The sequence below is a fragment of the Segatella copri genome (assembly GCF_949820605.1).
Taxonomy (GTDB): domain Bacteria; phylum Bacteroidota; class Bacteroidia; order Bacteroidales; family Bacteroidaceae; genus Prevotella.
Genome location: NZ_CATKVU010000006.1, coordinates 318,075 through 334,167, shown reverse-complemented (window position 1 = coordinate 334,167; position 16,093 = coordinate 318,075). Strand labels below are relative to the sequence as shown.

14 protein-coding genes are annotated in these 16,093 nt (G+C 46.4%); 7 read left to right on the top strand and 7 right to left on the bottom strand.

Going from position 1 to position 16,093, the window contains the following annotated elements; translation table 11 throughout:
• Positions 1–158: 158 nt before the first annotated feature.
• The 4 genes from RCO84_RS02410 to RCO84_RS02395 all read left to right on the top strand — a co-directional run bounded on the left by RCO84_RS02410 (position 159) and on the right by RCO84_RS02395 (position 5,391).
• A complete protein-coding gene (locus tag RCO84_RS02410; RefSeq protein WP_006847063.1) occupies positions 159–1,028 on the top strand; it encodes an electron transfer flavoprotein subunit beta/FixA family protein in 870 nt (289 codons plus the stop codon).
• Positions 1,029–1,041: 13 nt separating this feature from the next.
• Positions 1,042–2,064, top strand: a complete 1,023-nt coding sequence (locus RCO84_RS02405; RefSeq protein WP_089545009.1) for an electron transfer flavoprotein subunit alpha/FixB family protein — start codon at positions 1,042–1,044, stop codon at positions 2,062–2,064.
• 35 nt (positions 2,065–2,099) lie between these two features.
• A complete protein-coding gene (locus tag RCO84_RS02400; RefSeq protein ID WP_144154228.1) occupies positions 2,100–3,803 on the top strand; it encodes an acyl-CoA dehydrogenase family protein in 1,704 nt (567 codons plus the stop codon).
• Between the two features lie 319 nt (positions 3,804–4,122).
• Positions 4,123–5,391, top strand: coding sequence for an ATP-binding protein (locus RCO84_RS02395; protein WP_144154226.1), 1,269 nt, complete (start codon positions 4,123–4,125; stop codon positions 5,389–5,391).
• 173 nt (positions 5,392–5,564) lie between these two features.
• Here RCO84_RS02395 and RCO84_RS02390 read toward each other — a convergent pair whose 3' ends face one another.
• Both RCO84_RS02390 and RCO84_RS02385 read right to left on the bottom strand, forming a co-directional pair.
• Positions 5,565–6,227 (bottom strand): hypothetical protein, encoded by a 663-nt coding sequence (locus RCO84_RS02390; protein WP_317577042.1) that lies wholly within the window; start codon positions 6,225–6,227, stop codon positions 5,565–5,567.
• 208 nt (positions 6,228–6,435) lie between these two features.
• Positions 6,436–6,603, bottom strand: a complete 168-nt coding sequence (locus RCO84_RS02385) for a hypothetical protein (protein ID WP_264909002.1) — start codon at positions 6,601–6,603, stop codon at positions 6,436–6,438.
• A gap of 36 nt (positions 6,604–6,639) precedes the next feature.
• On the opposite strand from RCO84_RS02385, the gene RCO84_RS02380 reads away from it, so the two are divergent.
• Together RCO84_RS02380 and RCO84_RS02375 are read left to right on the top strand one after the other, a co-directional pair.
• Positions 6,640–7,332, top strand: coding sequence for a DUF4476 domain-containing protein (locus RCO84_RS02380; RefSeq protein ID WP_144151745.1), 693 nt, complete (start codon positions 6,640–6,642; stop codon positions 7,330–7,332).
• A 37-nt stretch (positions 7,333–7,369) separates the two neighbouring features.
• Entirely contained in the window at positions 7,370–8,095 is a 726-nt protein-coding gene (locus RCO84_RS02375) for a class I SAM-dependent methyltransferase (RefSeq protein WP_144151748.1), read from the top strand.
• A 58-nt stretch (positions 8,096–8,153) separates the two neighbouring features.
• Here the strand turns inward: RCO84_RS02375 and RCO84_RS02370 are convergent, their stop codons facing one another.
• Positions 8,154–8,807, bottom strand: coding sequence for an MgtC/SapB family protein (locus RCO84_RS02370; protein WP_022120191.1), 654 nt, complete (start codon positions 8,805–8,807; stop codon positions 8,154–8,156).
• A gap of 182 nt (positions 8,808–8,989) precedes the next feature.
• On the opposite strand from RCO84_RS02370, the gene ettA reads away from it, so the two are divergent.
• The gene (gene ettA / locus RCO84_RS02365; protein WP_006847047.1) at positions 8,990–10,687 is read left to right on the top strand and encodes an energy-dependent translational throttle protein EttA; all 1,698 of its coding nucleotides are present in this window, start codon (positions 8,990–8,992) and stop codon (positions 10,685–10,687) included.
• A 93-nt stretch (positions 10,688–10,780) separates the two neighbouring features.
• On the opposite strand, the gene RCO84_RS02360 is transcribed toward ettA, so the two are convergent.
• The 4 genes from RCO84_RS02360 to RCO84_RS02345 all read right to left on the bottom strand — a co-directional run bounded on the left by RCO84_RS02360 (position 10,781) and on the right by RCO84_RS02345 (position 16,092).
• Entirely contained in the window at positions 10,781–11,749 is a 969-nt protein-coding gene (locus RCO84_RS02360) for a DUF4465 domain-containing protein (RefSeq protein ID WP_144151751.1), read from the bottom strand.
• 68 nt (positions 11,750–11,817) lie between these two features.
• Entirely contained in the window at positions 11,818–12,933 is a 1,116-nt protein-coding gene (locus RCO84_RS02355) for a PKD domain-containing protein (RefSeq protein WP_144151754.1), read from the bottom strand.
• 10 nt (positions 12,934–12,943) lie between these two features.
• A complete protein-coding gene (locus RCO84_RS02350; protein WP_144151757.1) occupies positions 12,944–14,110 on the bottom strand; it encodes a YncE family protein in 1,167 nt (388 codons plus the stop codon).
• Between the two features lie 53 nt (positions 14,111–14,163).
• Positions 14,164–16,092 carry a TonB-dependent receptor plug domain-containing protein gene (locus RCO84_RS02345; RefSeq protein ID WP_144151760.1) on the bottom strand — a complete coding sequence of 643 codons (1,929 nt, stop codon included), beginning with the start codon at positions 16,090–16,092 and terminating at the stop codon, positions 14,164–14,166.
• Position 16,093 lies beyond the last annotated feature (1 nt).

Below are 16,093 nucleotides of genomic sequence, written 5' to 3'. Positions count from 1 at the left end.
AAAGTGTTACTTTTGCCCCCGTGTTTTGTCCCAAATTGAACATTGGACAGTAACTTATTAGACGATAGCAAGTCTGACAATCGCACTAGACGACGTACAACTTGAGTACTGAGCACTAACAAACTTAGGAAATTATAACAATAACCATTTTTAAAAATATGAGTTTAAAAATCGTAGTACTTGCCAAGCAAGTACCTGACACAAGAAATGTGGGTAAGGATGCGATGACCGCCGAAGGCACAGTAAATCGCGCTGCCCTTCCTGCAATCTTCAATCCTGAAGATTTGAACGCATTGGAGCAGGCTCTCCGATTGAAAGAGCAGAATCCAGGTTCTACAGTTGGTATTTTGACCATGGGTCCTCCACGTGCTGGAGAAATCATCCGCCAGGGTCTTTATCGTGGTGCTGATACGGGTTGGTTGCTTACCGACCGTCTCTTTGCTGGTGCTGATACATTGGCTACTTCCTATGCCCTTGCTACCGGTATCCAGAAGATTGGTGACGTTGACATCGTGATCGGTGGTCGCCAGGCTATCGATGGTGATACTGCTCAGGTAGGTCCGCAGGTGGCTCAGAAGTTGGGATTGAACCAGGTAACCTACGCAGAGGAAATCCTCAAGGTAGAGGATGGCAAGGCTACTATACGCCGCCTCATTGATGGTGGTGTGGAGACTGTTGAGGCTCCATTGCCATTGGTTATCACCGTAAACGGAAGTGCTGCTCCATGTCGCCCATGCAACGTGAAGCTCGTAATGAAATATAAATACGCTACCTGCCCTATGGAGCGCAAGGGTGATGAGCCTTGGGCCAACCTCTATGAAGAGCGCCCTTACCTCACTCTGAACCAGTGGAGCGTTGCCGATGTAGATGGCGACCCTGCACAGTGCGGTTTGAGCGGTTCACCTACCAAGGTGAAGGCCGTGAAGAACATCGTGTTCCAGGCTAAGGAAAGCAAGACCTTGACCAGCAGCGATGAAGACATCGACGGACTGATGAAGGAATTGTTGAACGAAAGTATTATCGGATAATTTTGAAAAGACAATGAACAACGTATTTGTATATTGCGAGGTAGAAGGCACAACTGTTGCCGAAGTATCTCAGGAATTGCTCACCAAGGGTCGTAAGCTCGCTAACCAGCAGGGTGTGGAGCTCCATGCCATCGTGGCTGGTACCGGCATCAAGGGTCAGGTAGAGGATCAGATTCTCCCTTATGGTGTAGATAAATTATTTGTTTTCGATGCTGAGGGTTTGTTCCCATATACTTCAGCTCCTCATACAGACATTCTCGTCAACCTCTTCAAGGAGGAGAAGCCTCAGATTGCGCTGATGGGTGCTACCGTTATCGGTCGCGACCTCGGTCCTCGTGTTTCTTCTTCATTGACCAGCGGTCTTACCGCCGACTGTACAGAACTTGAAATCGGTGATTACGACGATAAGAAAAGCGGCAAGCACTATGAGGGTCTGCTCTATCAGATTCGTCCTGCCTTCGGTGGTAACATCGTGGCTACTATCGTAAACCCAGAGCACCGTCCTCAGATGGCTACTGTCCGCTCTGGCGTGATGCAGAAGAGCATCTACGAGGGTGAGTGCAAGAAGGAAGTAGTTTACCCTGAGGTAAGCAAGTATGTTCCTGCTGAAGACTTCGTAGTGAAGGTACTCGACCACCACGTAGAGGCTGCCAAGCACAACCTGAAGGGTTCTGCCATCGTTGTAGCCGGTGGTTATGGTGTAGGAAGCAAGGAAGGTTTCGACCAGCTCTTCGAGTTGGCTCATCTCCTCCATGGTGAGGTAGGTGCTTCCCGTGCTGCCGTAGATGCAGGCTGGGTAGATCACGACCGTCAGATTGGTCAGACTGGTGTTACCGTTCATCCTAAGGTTTATATCGCCTGCGGAATCTCTGGTCAGATTCAGCACATCGCCGGTATGCAGGATTCGGGTATCATCATATCTGTGAACAACGATCCTGATGCTCCAATCAACAAGATTGCCGACTACGTTATCAACGGCAATGTTGAGGATGTGGTTCCTAAGCTCATCAAGTACTACAAGCAGAATTCTAAGTAATCTGCATTACACATTATTTAAATAAGAAAAGCAAAATGGCTAATTACTATAGTGATCACCCAGAGATTGAATTTCATCTCAATCACCCATTGATGAAGCGTGTTGTTGACTTGAAGGAGCGCAACTACGCAGAAAAAGACCAGTTTGAAGATGCTCCAGTAAACTATGAGGATGCCATCGAGAACTACAAGCGATTGCTGGATATTACCGGCGATGTAGCTGCTAACATCATCGAACCAAACTCTGAGGATGTTGACCTCGAAGGTCCACACTTGGAGAACGGCCGCATGATTTATGCCAGCAAGACATTTGAGAACCTCGATGCTACCCGCAAGGCTGGCCTCTGGGGCTTGTCTATGCCTCGTCGTTACGGCGGCTTGAACCTGCCTAACGCCATCTTCTCTATGGCTTCAGAGATTATCGCTGCAGCTGATGCAGGTTTCCAGAACATCTGGTCGCTCCAGAGCTGTATCGATACACTCTATGAGTTCGGTTCTGAGGAGCAGCGCCAGAAGTACATCCCTCGCATCTGCGCAGGCGAGACCATGAGTATGGACTTGACTGAGCCTGATGCAGGTTCTGACTTGCAGCGCGTGATGCTGAAGGCTACACAGGATGAGGACGGCACATGGCGTCTGAACGGTGTGAAGCGTTTCATCACCAATGGTGACTCAGACATCCACCTGGTTCTGGCTCGTTCAGAGGAAGGCACCAAGGATGGTCGTGGTCTTTCTATGTTCATCTACGACAAGCGCGATGGTGGCGTAACCGTTCGTCACATCGAGCACAAGTTGGGTATTCACGGTTCTCCTACCTGCGAGTTGGTTTACAAGAATGCCAAGGCTGAGCTTTGCGGTAACACCCGTCTCGGTTTGATTAAGTACGTGATGGCTCTGATGAATGGTGCCCGTCTGGGTATTGCTGCTCAGAGTGTAGGTGTTGAGCAGGAGGCTTACAATGAGGGCTTGGCCTATGCCAAGGAGCGTGCTCAGTTTGGTGAGAAGATCATCAACTTCCCAGCTGTATACGACATGCTTTCAAGAATGAAGGCTAAGTTGGATGCAGGTCGTTCACTCCTCTACTGCTGCGCTCGCTACGTAGATATCTACAAGGCTTTGGAAGACATCGCCCGCGACACTAAGCTCACTCCAGAGGAGCGTCAGGAGATGAAGAAATACACCCGCTTGGCTGATGCATTTACTCCATTGGCTAAGGGTATGAACTCAGAGTATGCTAACCAGAATGCATACGATGCCATCAGCATCCACGGTGGTTCTGGTTTCATCATGGAGTACAAGTGCCAGCGCCTGTTCCGTGATGCCCGCATCTTCTCTATCTACGAGGGAACCACCCAGCTTCAGGTAGTAGCAGCTATCCGCTACATCACCAACGGTACTTATCTCAGCATCATCAAGGAGATGTTGGAGAATGAGGTATCAGATGACTTGAAGCCATTGAAGGAGCGTGTAGCTAAGCTCGTAGATCTTTACGAGACAGCCATCAACAAGGTGAAGGAAGCAAACGATCAGGCAGTTCACGACTTCCTGGCTCGCCGTCTCTACAACATGACTGGCGACATCGTAATGTCTCTCCTCATCCTCGATGATGCTACCAAGGCACCAGAGATGTTTGCCAAGAGTGCAAATGTTTATGTACGCATGGCAGAGGAGGAAGTTCTCGGCCATTCAGCATACATCCAGAACTTCAAGGCAGAAGACTTGGAGAGCTTCAAGGCATAAGAATCTTTAACTATACAATAAAAAAGTCCGTTGGGAAACTAATTTCCACGGACTTTTTTTTCTTCTTTGTATTACTTCTCGCCATCGAGGGGGCAGCTACATACTTTTGCAGTGGATGATTAATCATCTCCGGAATTCAACAGAAAAGTTTATATGAATACAAGTGTTAGTTTCTGCTCTTTTTACTTACTATATTTTTAGGTATATTTAGCTCCTATTTTTTACTACTTCCATCTTTTTATGTTAAATTATGCATATTGTTTAGTTGGTTTAACAAAATAATCGTATTTTTGCAAAATCAATTAAACAATAAGAGATTATGATACAAAAAGAAGTCATCAGAGAAATACTCTTGGAAAATAGAAAAGAGATAGAATTACAGCATATTGTCCCAAGAGACATCCAAATGGAAGAGTTTGCCAACTATGTCTTGATAGGCGTAAGACGAGCCGGCAAATCATTCATGCTTTATCAGCAAATTCAACAATATCTGAAACAAGGTATCAGTTGGAACTCTATGCTCTATCTCAATTTTGAGGATGAGCGATTGATGGGCATGACTGCGCAAGAACTAAACCTCATCCTTGAGGTTCATGGTATGATGTCTGACAAACGCCCAATTCTATTTCTTGATGAAATACAAAATATAGATGGTTGGGATAAATTTGCACGACGCTTAGCTGACAACAAGTACAGAGTCTATATAACAGGCAGCAACGCTAAAATGCTTAGCAGTGATGTGGCAACGACCTTGGGAGGTCGCTATATCACTAAACACATTATGCCATATAGTTTCTCTGAATTTCTGAATGCCAATGAGATTTCTTATGACACAGATACCATCGCAACCACATCAGGAAGAGCAAAAGTACAAAGATATTTTGAAAGCTATTTCCATTTTGGAGGTTTTCCTGAAGGTGCAAAACTGGCATCAAAAAGAGATTATATCAATAGTGTATATCAAAAGATTTACCTCGGCGACATCGCCTCTCGCAACAAAATAGAGAACCAGTTCTCACTTCGCATACTTTTCCGAAAACTTGCTGAGAGCGTAAAGCAACCAATTTCTTTCACACGACTCACCAATATAATAGCATCTACTGGTGCTAAACTCAGCAAACCAACTCTCATCAATTATATTGAATATTCTAAAGATGCTTTCTTAATTTATCCTATAAAGAATATCGCAGACAATCTCACACAACGTGAGACCAACCCTAAATACTATTTTGTAGATAACGGTATTATCAGTATCCTTGCCATGGATATAGACACATCATTATTAGAGAATATGGTTGCAATGGAACTATTACGAAGATATGGGTTAGACGAACAAGTTTTCTTCTATAATAAAAATATAGAAGTAGATTTTTATATACCTGATGCAGCAATGGCTATACAAGTAAGCTACAATCCCAAAAAATCTACAGAAACTTGGGAAAGAGAATCTACAGCTCTTATCAAACTTTCCAAGGTATTGGATTGCAAGCGTCTCATAATCCTAACTTACGAGTTGGAAGAAGAAATTGTTGTAAAAGACAAGAAAATAGAAGTGATACCTGTATGGAAATGGTTACTTGATTTATAGCTATTATCCAGAACGTTAAGGCATAAAGATTACCAGTAAAAGCGATCTATCTCTCTTAGAGTTCTTTTGATGAGGAATATACATAAAAATCCGTGGGTAAGACACAAAGTCTTCCTCACGGATTCATATTTTATATGCGAGCATAAAACTATAATCTCCTATTGTTTTCTTTTTTAATTGCTACTTCTCGCCATCGAGGGAGCAGCTACATACTTTTGCAGTGGATGATTAATCATCTCGGGAATCCAATAGAAGAGCTTGTTTGCCAATCTCAAAGGTTTCAGATATTTATCCTTTAATGCCTTAGGCGACCGTTGCAAAATAGAAGCTAGTTCCTCATAACTATATGGCTTAAATGCACATAAATCTATTAAGAGTTGGCATACTGTCTCAAGAGAAGCTCGGTTACCGATATTATTAACTCTTTCTTGCAATTCATTAGGAAGTTCTCGTACCAACTCTGCACGAGGTTTTAACATACATTCCTCTTCAATGGTATCAAACTTACCTTGGTACCTTTCATCTTCACCTTGGTACCTTTCGCCTAATGTACCATGCTGAGGTAGTAATCTTTCACCCTGAGGTCGTAACCTTTCTCCTAAGGATACCACCTTGGAGGTTCTTATATAATAAGTGCTACGACCTTGCCCTTTCTTCTCGATAAATCCAAGATCACAGAGTTTATGAATCTCCAAGCGTGCACGGGCATGAGTAATAGAAGAATCCAGCTGGCGATACGTAGCATTATCTATCGCACCCACTTCTCTCACGAAGACTAGAGCCAGCTTCAGCTCATTCACCAAGCCAAACTCGGCATATTGAGCCAACCACTCCATATTCTCCTTGCTGAGGAAATGATGGAGCAGAAGTCTTGCCGTAAACTTATTCGCTTCATGGTTCGACTCTAAAATTGGTATACAGTTGTACAGCTAAAAGGTATATAGTCGTACAACCAAAAGGTAAACAGGCTTCGTATACTTAATATATTAGTTCATTGAATCTGATTAAACGCCTTTCGTTACTTACCCAGTCGTCTCGGTGCGTTTATTCAGTCATATTAGGCTTTAGCAGTAAATGATAATCTCTTTTTATAATCACAGCCATTCCCGAAAAGTGAAACAAATAACCAAAATCGGAAATAGGGATTTTCCCTTCTACTTTAGGGAATTCTTCTCTTTTTATTTCAAAAGAAAGCTGTACTTTTGCAACCATAAAACAATATAATAACTTATAAAAACAGTATCGCTTATGAAAAGAAATGAAGTAATGGCGCTCATCGCCACAACCATATTGATGTTTGCCGTATGCCTCTCGGCTTCGGCTAAAGGAAAAAGAAACGTGGAGCGGGGAATGACCAAGCAGGAAGTAATAGCCATTCTTGGAGAACCTAAGCTCACCAGTTTCGACATGTATGGGGACAAATGGGAATATGCCAAATATAATAATCTGTTTGGAGATTCCAAGTACATCACGGTCTTCTTCGACAGAAACGGAAAGGTGGTGCAGTACGATACAAGAATCATAGAACCCAACAGCCAGATGTCGAATGTACAGCAGCCACAACACCCTACCCCACCCATCTACGATGGAAGATGTGATCCAGATGGCAGAATGGATTACGGCTATTGTCTCGATGATGCTTCCTTCACAAAACTATATAATAAGGTGAAGAAGGCAAGCTTTGATGACAACAAGTTCGATCTGATAGAAGTGGCCAGCCTCGGCTGTTACTATTCTTGTGCCCAAGCCGTCAGCATGATGAATATATTCACTTTTGGTGACAGCAAGATGAAAGCCCTCAGACTGATGGCTCCTCATATCATAGATTTGCAGAATGCTAATATCATCTATCAGCAATTCAGTTTTGAAAGCGAAAAGCAAAAGGTAGGAGAAATATTAAGAAGCAGCAGAATATCTCCTCAAAACTTGCATATTCAATGAAAAAGCATTAATTTTGCACTCAAAAATTGCAAAATAAATGAATACAAAGATATTATCAAAAGACAAAGACCCGATGGGCGCCGCTATCCTTGATTATCAGAAATCGGGAAGAGCAGGAAGATTACGTGTGCTCTCTTCTATGTTCGAAGAGGACGAAATGCCGGTGAAACATCTCTTCAGAAAAGTTGAAGAGATGCCGATGCTGGAGCAGAAGGCCTTGCAACTCACAAAAGGGCGTGTACTGGATATCGGAGCCGGCAGCGGCTGCCATACGCTCGCCTTGCAAGAGAAGGGCTTGGAGGTAAAAGCCATTGATATTTCTCCTCTGAGCTGCGAAGCGATGGAACTGAGAGGAGTGATGGATACAGAATGCATCAATCTTTTCGATGAACATCTGGAAACAGGGTTCGATACCATCCTCCTCCTGATGAACGGAACGGGTATCGCCGGAAAGATAGAACATCTCCCTACCCTCTTCAACCGTCTCAAGGCTTTGCTCAACAAGGGCGGACAGATTCTTATCGATTCCTCCGACCTCAAATATATCTACGAGAATGAAGACGGAAGTTTCGACATCAATCTGAATGGTGCCTACTATGGTGAAGTGGATTATCAGATGATTTACAAAGACATTAAGGGAGACTGTTTCGACTGGCTCTACGTAGATTTCCCATTGCTCAAATCCATCGCCGAAACCTGCGGTCTGCATGGCGAACTCGTGGCAGAAGGCGAACATTACGACTATCTGGCTAGGATTTTCTAAGCATATAAAGATAAAAGAAGTTAAGATGATGGTCTTAACTCCTTTTTATCTTTTCTTTCTATTTAATCGTCGAAATCGTGACGTCCGAGAAATCATTCATATAATCCAGAATCTCAAGCGTATGGAACCCCCGTTTGGCTTTTATTTCAATGCTCGCCTCCACAAATTCTTCCTTAGAAAATCTCCGTTCTTTCAGTTCGTAAGAATGAACTTCCATGCCTTTCTGCTTGATTTTACTGATGAATTCCTTCACGCTGTCCCTTGATGGAGCAGAGAAATTCAGTTCGATGGTAGAGGTTCCCAATTGCGGTATCAGATAATTCAGTACCTCCAGTCCCATCAACACCATCATCGTAGTAATAGCTGCAGCCACATACATACCCGTTCCGCAAGCCAATCCGATAGCTGCCGTCACCCACAAACCAGCAGCCGTAGTCAAGCCCCTGACCACATTCTTCTGGAAGATGATGGTACCGGCGCCCAGGAATCCGATACCCGAAACCACTTGGGCAGCAACGCGCGAGGAATCCTTCAGATCAAAGCCAAATCCATACTGGGAAACTACACAGAAAAGCGCACTACCCAGGGCTACCAGGAAGTGAGTGCGGAACCCCGCCTCCTTGGCACGGTATTCTCTTTCGATGCCTATCGCTCCTCCCAAAATGAGAGCTAGAGACAGGCGAACAGTCAGGTCTATATAGGTTGCATCCATAAATATCCTTTCTTTTTAAAAGATGAAAGAAGCATTACAAAATGCCTCTATTTGATGTTATCAATGCAAATATACAACTTTTCTTTGAAAGAAAGGCGAGAATTTCAAAAAAATAATGTATCTTTGCAACTGTTAGTGCCTATTTCGGCAAATTATTCACAAATACACATTTATTTATATACATGGCAACAGTTGACGACAAGAAGATTATCTTCTCAATGGTGGGCGTATCTAAGATTATCCCACAAAACCAGAAACAGATTCTGAAGAACATCTACCTATCGTTCTTCTACGGAGCAAAAATCGGTATCATCGGTTTGAACGGTGCCGGTAAATCTACGTTGATGAAAATCATCGCAGGACTTGAGCAACCTACCCAGGGTGAGGTGGTTTGGAGCCCAGGCTACTCTGTGGGCTACTTGCCTCAGGATCCTCCGCTCGACGAGAACAAGACCGTGAAGGAAAACGTGATGGAGGGTGTGCAGAAAATCTATGATGCGCTCGCAGAATACGAGGACATCAACAACAAATTCGGTCTCGAAGAATATTACGGAGACCCTGATAAGATGGACAAGCTGATGCAGCGTCAGGCTGAGGTGCAGGATATCATTGATGCTACCGATGCCTGGAACATCGACTCCAAGCTGGAGCGTGCGATGGCTGCCCTGCATTGTCCTCCTGGTGATTGGCCAGTTACCAATCTCTCGGGTGGTGAGCGCCGCCGCGTGGCTCTCTGCCGTCTGCTCCTGCAGAAGCCGGACGTACTCCTGCTCGATGAGCCTACCAACCACCTGGATGCTGAGAGTATCGACTGGCTGGAGCAGCACCTGCAGCAGTATGAGGGTACGGTAATCGCCGTTACCCACGACCGCTACTTCCTCGACGACGTGAGCGAGTGGATTCTGGAGTTGGACCGTGGCGAGGGTATTCCATGGAAGGGCAACTACTCTTCTTGGCTCGATCAGAAGACCAAGCGAATGATTCAGGAGGAGAAGACTGCCTCTAAGCGCCGCAAGACATTGGAGCGCGAGTTGGAATGGGTTCGCATGGCGCCTAAGGCCCGTCAGGCTAAGGGTAAGGCTCGTCTGAACTCTTACGAGCAGATGCTCAACCAGGAGCAGAAGGAGCGCGAGGAGAAGCTGGAGATCTTCATCCCTAACGGTCCTCGTCTGGGTAACAAGGTTATAGAGGCTCAGCATGTAAAGAAGGCGTTCGGCGAAAAGGTTCTCTTCAACGACCTCAACTTCATGCTTCCTCCTAACGGCATCGTAGGTGTGATTGGTCCTAACGGAGCCGGCAAGACTACCCTCTTCCGCCTCATCATGGGCTTGGATCAGGCAGATGGCGGTACATTCGAGGTGGGTGAGACCGTGAAGCTGGCTTATGTTGACCAGCAGCACAAGGACATCGACCCTCAGAAGACCGTTTACGAGGTGATTTCCCAGGGCAATGAGACCTTGCGTCTAGGTGGCAGAGATGTGAATGCACGTGCTTATATCAGCCGTTTCAACTTCTCGGGCACCGACCAGAGCAAGCTCTGCAGTGTCCTCTCGGGTGGTGAGCGCAACCGTCTGCAGTTGGCTTTGGCATTGAAGCAGGAGGGTAATGTATTGCTCCTCGATGAGCCTACCAACGATATCGACGTGAACACCCTCCGTGCATTGGAGGAAGGTTTGGAAGCATTTGCCGGTTGTGCGGTGGTAATCAGCCACGACCGCTGGTTCCTCGACCGAATCTGTACCCACATTCTTGCCTTCGAGGGCAATGGTGAGGTCTTCTTCTTCGAGGGCAGCTATTCTGAGTATGAAATCAACAAGGCCCGCCGCCTGGGCGATACTGAAATCAAGAAGGGTCGCTACCGCAAGTTGATGGAGGAATAAAGATTCGAAAAAGATAAGAACTTAAAAAGCCCAGGGCAATTTGCTCTGGGCTTATTATTTTTCAGATATTTCACTGATTGCTAAAAAGCAGAATTACTTTACTACCACCTTGCGGGTAGAACCATCGCTCATGCGGATGATGTTGAGACCCTTCTGAGGAGCAGAGATGCGCTTGCCATCAGCAGAGAATCGAGCCACCTCGCGAAGCTCTACACAGTTCCACTTGTTGGCAGAAATGCCAGTAGAAACATTCTTTTCGCAACCTACATTGTCGATGCAGACATAAGTAGATGTGTTCAGATAGCCATAGCTCTTATCTGTACCATCGAAACTAACGCTCAAGGAAACCACCTTGCCCAAAGAAGAAAGGTCAATCCAAGCCCAGTCTGTGAGGCAAGTCCACTCAGACTCATTCTCCGAACGGTAATCAGCCAAATAATACTCTACAGAAGCAGTTGACTTGTCAGCCTTAGTACCGGTAAAGATTACCTTGAACCAAGAACCCTGCTTAAACTTATTGGCAGCTCCATTGCCATTCTTCACGCATTCTACAACCCAAGCAGAGTTGGTGATATTCATACCCTTTACTACTCGTCCATCAGGAGCATCAGCCACCTTGATTACTTCCATAGGTGTATTAGGAAGAGAATTTCCATACAATACTCCGTAATTGGTAGAACCCACAGCACCATGACCTGCAGCAGAATTCCACTGGTCTTTCTCATAAGATTCAAATGAGGTTGCGGTCATGTTGCTGTAAGAACAACCCATCCAGGAACCCCAAGCTGGGTTTACAGAGTTGACAAACTCATAAGAACCACTCTTGAAAGTACCAACCCATTCCGGACCATAAGCACCAGCTACTTCCTCGGCATTATCAGCAGGGCCAGCCCAGTGGCTCTCAGGCTCCAAGGTCAAATCCTCAAAGGTTGCCACAGCAGCATCCTGCGAAGCCTCAGCAGTCACTGCTGCATTGTTATCCTGCGCATTCGCTACAGATGAAACACTCAACAAGGCTGCAACGAAAGCAGCCGACAAAGAATACAAGTAAATCTTTTTCATACTTTACATTATTTATTATTAATAACTGAATTTTCTGTTTGATTGATGATTCGCACCGGAAGAGAACTTTACTTGAAGATTATCTTCTTGCCGTTTCTGATATAAATTCCCTTCTGCGGAGTAGCCACACGGCGACCCATCAGGTCGTAATAGCTATCATCCTTGGCGACAAACTTACTGTCGGTCTTGATGACTGAAAGTCCTGTAGAGGTACGAGGGGTGATGATGATAGGATTCTCATCATAACCTTCTACCAGATGAAGGTCCTGGAAGCCTGTTACCTCGGTAGAAGTCTCGCCCAGCCAGCCACAATACTGGAAGGTTCCATTCATCACCTTCACGAAGTTGATTTCCTTCAAATCCACGTGGTTGCCCTGCTCATCCACCGCCCAGTCGATATCGAAGGTGGAGTAATCATCAGTATTGAGCGAAGCATCCACGTAGCCATACGCATCCTTGGCGTAGCGATAGAGCACCCAACTTTGCGAAGTCTCGGTTCCATAATTCACGGCATTGCTAGGCAATTTACCTCCCTTGAAAGTCAAGGTTTCTCCTTCCTCCCACAAAGGCCAGAAAGACTGTTTATGAAATGAAATCTTCATGTGATAGCCCGTAGAATCCCGGCGTTCACCGTTCTTATCAGTCCATGAAGCCTCCCACTTGATATAGTTATCAAACGAAGAGAACATCTGCGAATGCTCTCCTTCCTCTGCCACTGGCTTGTGATAGGTGATGGAGAAATCGTGAATCTCATCTGTATAATACTCAGAACCAGCCAGCTCATACCACTTGCAGGTGTTCACATCATCGCCCACACCCACATACACGATGCCCGGCTCAAAGGAACCTCCGATGGTCTCCTTGCCATATTTCGGGTCACCACTGCTATAAAAGCCATTGCCCTTGATGCGGAGGTCGGAACCTCGCTTGTTCTGTACTGGGTGGTCGAACTTCACGGTTACGTATCCGCCGTAAGTACCCAGATGCACAATCTGACCATCATTCAAGGCTTCGGTAGCCTCCTTGCAAACCTCCTCGTGGGTGGTTCCCTCCTCAGCCTGAGGCATGATGTTGACAAACTGGCCTGGAGCTGGATGAAACTCCACTACTTCCACATTCTGTGTCTGTGCCGAAGCCACTCCCATCGAAAGGCTCAGCAAAGTGCTCATTAAAATTCTATTCATATCTTTCATCTTACTTATCTTCATAAATTGGCAAAGCCAGGATATGTGCCGGATTCACATACGTTTTCTGCGGCGCAAACACCGGCTGTCCCTCCTTGGTGTAGCCATAAAGATAACCCGCAGTACCATAACTACCCGCATCCGTGAAATACACGTTTTGGGTATAAGGCGAAATGTAAAGCTCGTATGGCGAAGTTATCTCCTTGATTTTCTGAGTGATGGCTTCACAGAAGATTCCATCTTTCACCTCCTGTGTCTTAGGATTGATGGTTTTGATGGAATAGACATACTCACCTGTATTATAGGAGAATTCGGAACCTACGGTGTAAAAAACATCCCCATCCGTGCTGTTATAGGTAGCTGGGAAATCGAAGGTTTTCACCTCATCCGTCTTGCAATCCACAATCACCGTCTTAGGCTTCACATTGTAATAATCTCCGCAGGAATTGATGCAGAGATACTGACCTGCCTGCGACATTTCGCCATAGAGATTGATGCAGCCCGTTTCGATGGTCTTAATGGATTTCATCGTCTCTGCATCCACCACCTGCACGGTGGTTTCATACGCATGATTCTCTGAGAAAGCGTAGCCTCCGGTATTGGCCACATAGAGTTTGCCACCATAAAGACGTACTCCTTCTGGCTCCCAGCCCACCTCGCAAGTGGCAACCACCTGCTTGGTCTTCACATCAATCTTAGCCACATACCCCTTTTCGAAGGTCTGGTTGCCGCATTTGTGGGCGTAGGATGTGATGTAGAGATAGTTGCCGTCTGTGCACATGCGGCGATTGTTGGGCACGTTCTCGGTAGCCCCGCAAGCCGTTCCGTCGGGGTGAATATACTGGATGATGTTCGACCAGTTCACGGCGATGGCAATGAGCGTATCATTCACCTGGACGATGTCATTGGGCGTATCTCCCAGTTTGCTACCGTTCACCTGTCGGAACCACTTGTTGGTGAGCACGCCAGCCGTTCCATCATAGAAGGAAAGCTGCCCGTTATCCGACTGCCAGTTTCCCTCGTTGCAGATAATGAGGTTCTCGCCAATGATTTCCGGCTTCGGAATCACCGGTGTAATATCATCTTCTCCGTTCTCGTTTGAACAGGCAACAAAGAAAAGCGATAATCCCATCATCGCCAGCGTTCCTAAAATTTTATTTCCAAATCCTATTCTCATTTTCAGAAAATCTATCAATTAAAAACTATAAACTATTAACTCTAAACTCTCAACTATAAACTCTCAACCCTAAGGGTTACGCCAAATCTCCTTCCCGGCATCGGCCAGCGCTGAATCATCTCGTAACGCTCGTCAAATACATCCTGGCACTCTGCCTCCACCATATAATGGCGCAGGAATCGGTAACCTATCTTCAGGTCGGTGCAGTTGTACGCCGACAGGGGGTCTTCAATGGCATTCTCCGCCGTCCAATATCGCTTATCCACAAACATGTGGGAGATGGATGCAGTCCAACCCTTATATAATAAGGTATAGACTGCCGTCATCGACCATCGTGGCGAATAGGCGATGAAGTCATTATAGGCTTCCTCCTTCGGGTTGGTGCGGTTCCGGTCATCCTGATACGTGCCCGTAAGGAGCAGGGAATGCTGACGATAATGCGCATTCACGCTCACATCCACACCCATGCAGCGGGTGTAACCATAGTTGAGCATCGTCCACTGATACGAACCCTTGAGAGGCAGACAAACGATGCGGTCTTCCACCCGGTTGTAATACCAATCTGCCTGCACATCTACGAAAGGCCTGCTGAAGGTGATTCCCACATCCACCTGTTTGGTAAATTCCGGCTTCAGGTTGCGGTTGCCCACCATCGTATAATAGAGGTCGTTGAGGGTTGGTGCCCGGAACACGGTTTTGTAGAACGAGCGGAGGGTCCAGTCGCCCAACGTATAGGAAGCCAGCGCATTCCACGTCATCTTATGCAGAGGTTTTGCCTTGCCCTGGGTATGGTCGGCGAGATGCGTATAGAGTCCGCTTACGCTAGCCTTCAATCCCCCATGCTGATAGAACGCCGAGAGCGAGCTTTTGCTATCCAGGCGATATACGTAGTGGAAATTCTTCACATCGGTGGTGAGGTCACTCCATCGCAGGTCGCTGGAAGCCGAGAAGCCGAAATCGCGAATCTGATAGGAAGCCGAGAGCGCCGCATACACATCCTGCTGATGATACCTGTTGTTGGCGTGAACCGAGATGTTCTCCGGATAATCCGAACGGTAGTGCAGGAAATCGTTGGCGTATTTCAATATCGCCCTGATGCCTATCGAATGCTGATTTTCCGATGAAGGCTGATGCTTTCCCAAAGGGATCTGCGTGCGATACGACAGCTGCGAGAAGAAGTTACGGTCCCATTCCCTGCCCACATCGGTGTAGGTATCCGAGAGTCGGCGCACGATTCCGCCCGGCAATCCCCGTCGGGAATTAAAGTAATACGTGTGCCATTGCAATCCCTTGTAGAAGGCGCAGCTTTCGATGCGGAACATCGTAATGTCGGAGTTGCGACGGGTTCCCGTGGTGTCTTCATATTCCGTATGATATTCAAACGGATAGTTGCCCTTGCTATGGGTAAAGGCTGCATCTATGAAGCCCCAATTCCGATAACTGTAAGTGGCTGCCAACTTGTGGGTTCCAAAAGAGCCCAACTGGTAGGAAGCCTTGAGCTGAGTGCTGTCGGGGCGATGGGTCTTGAGATAAACTGTGGAGGCGGAAGCATATTCCGAAGCCGTCATCAGCATCTCCGTCTTGTTGGCATTGAAGAGCGAAACCGATTCCAGGGTAGAGAGCGAATACTTTCCCAAATCCACCGTACCGTTCTGTGCATTGGTGATACGCACACCATCCAGATAAACGCCCACATGCTGAGATCCGAGCGACCGCACGTTCACGGTTTTCTGTCCACCCAATCCGCCATAGTCCTTGATTTGCACGCCCGCCATATATTTCAGCGCATCTGCCACATTATTGGAAGGCAGGTTCTGCAACTGCTGATAGTTGATGGATTGATGGGGAGTAACCTCCTGCATCGCCTTCACCACCACCTCGTCCAAGGCCTGCACCGAATCGGTTCGAAAACTCTGCCCATACGATACAGCATTTGCTGCCATGCATCCCCCGACGCACAGCAGTAATTTTCCTATTCTCATT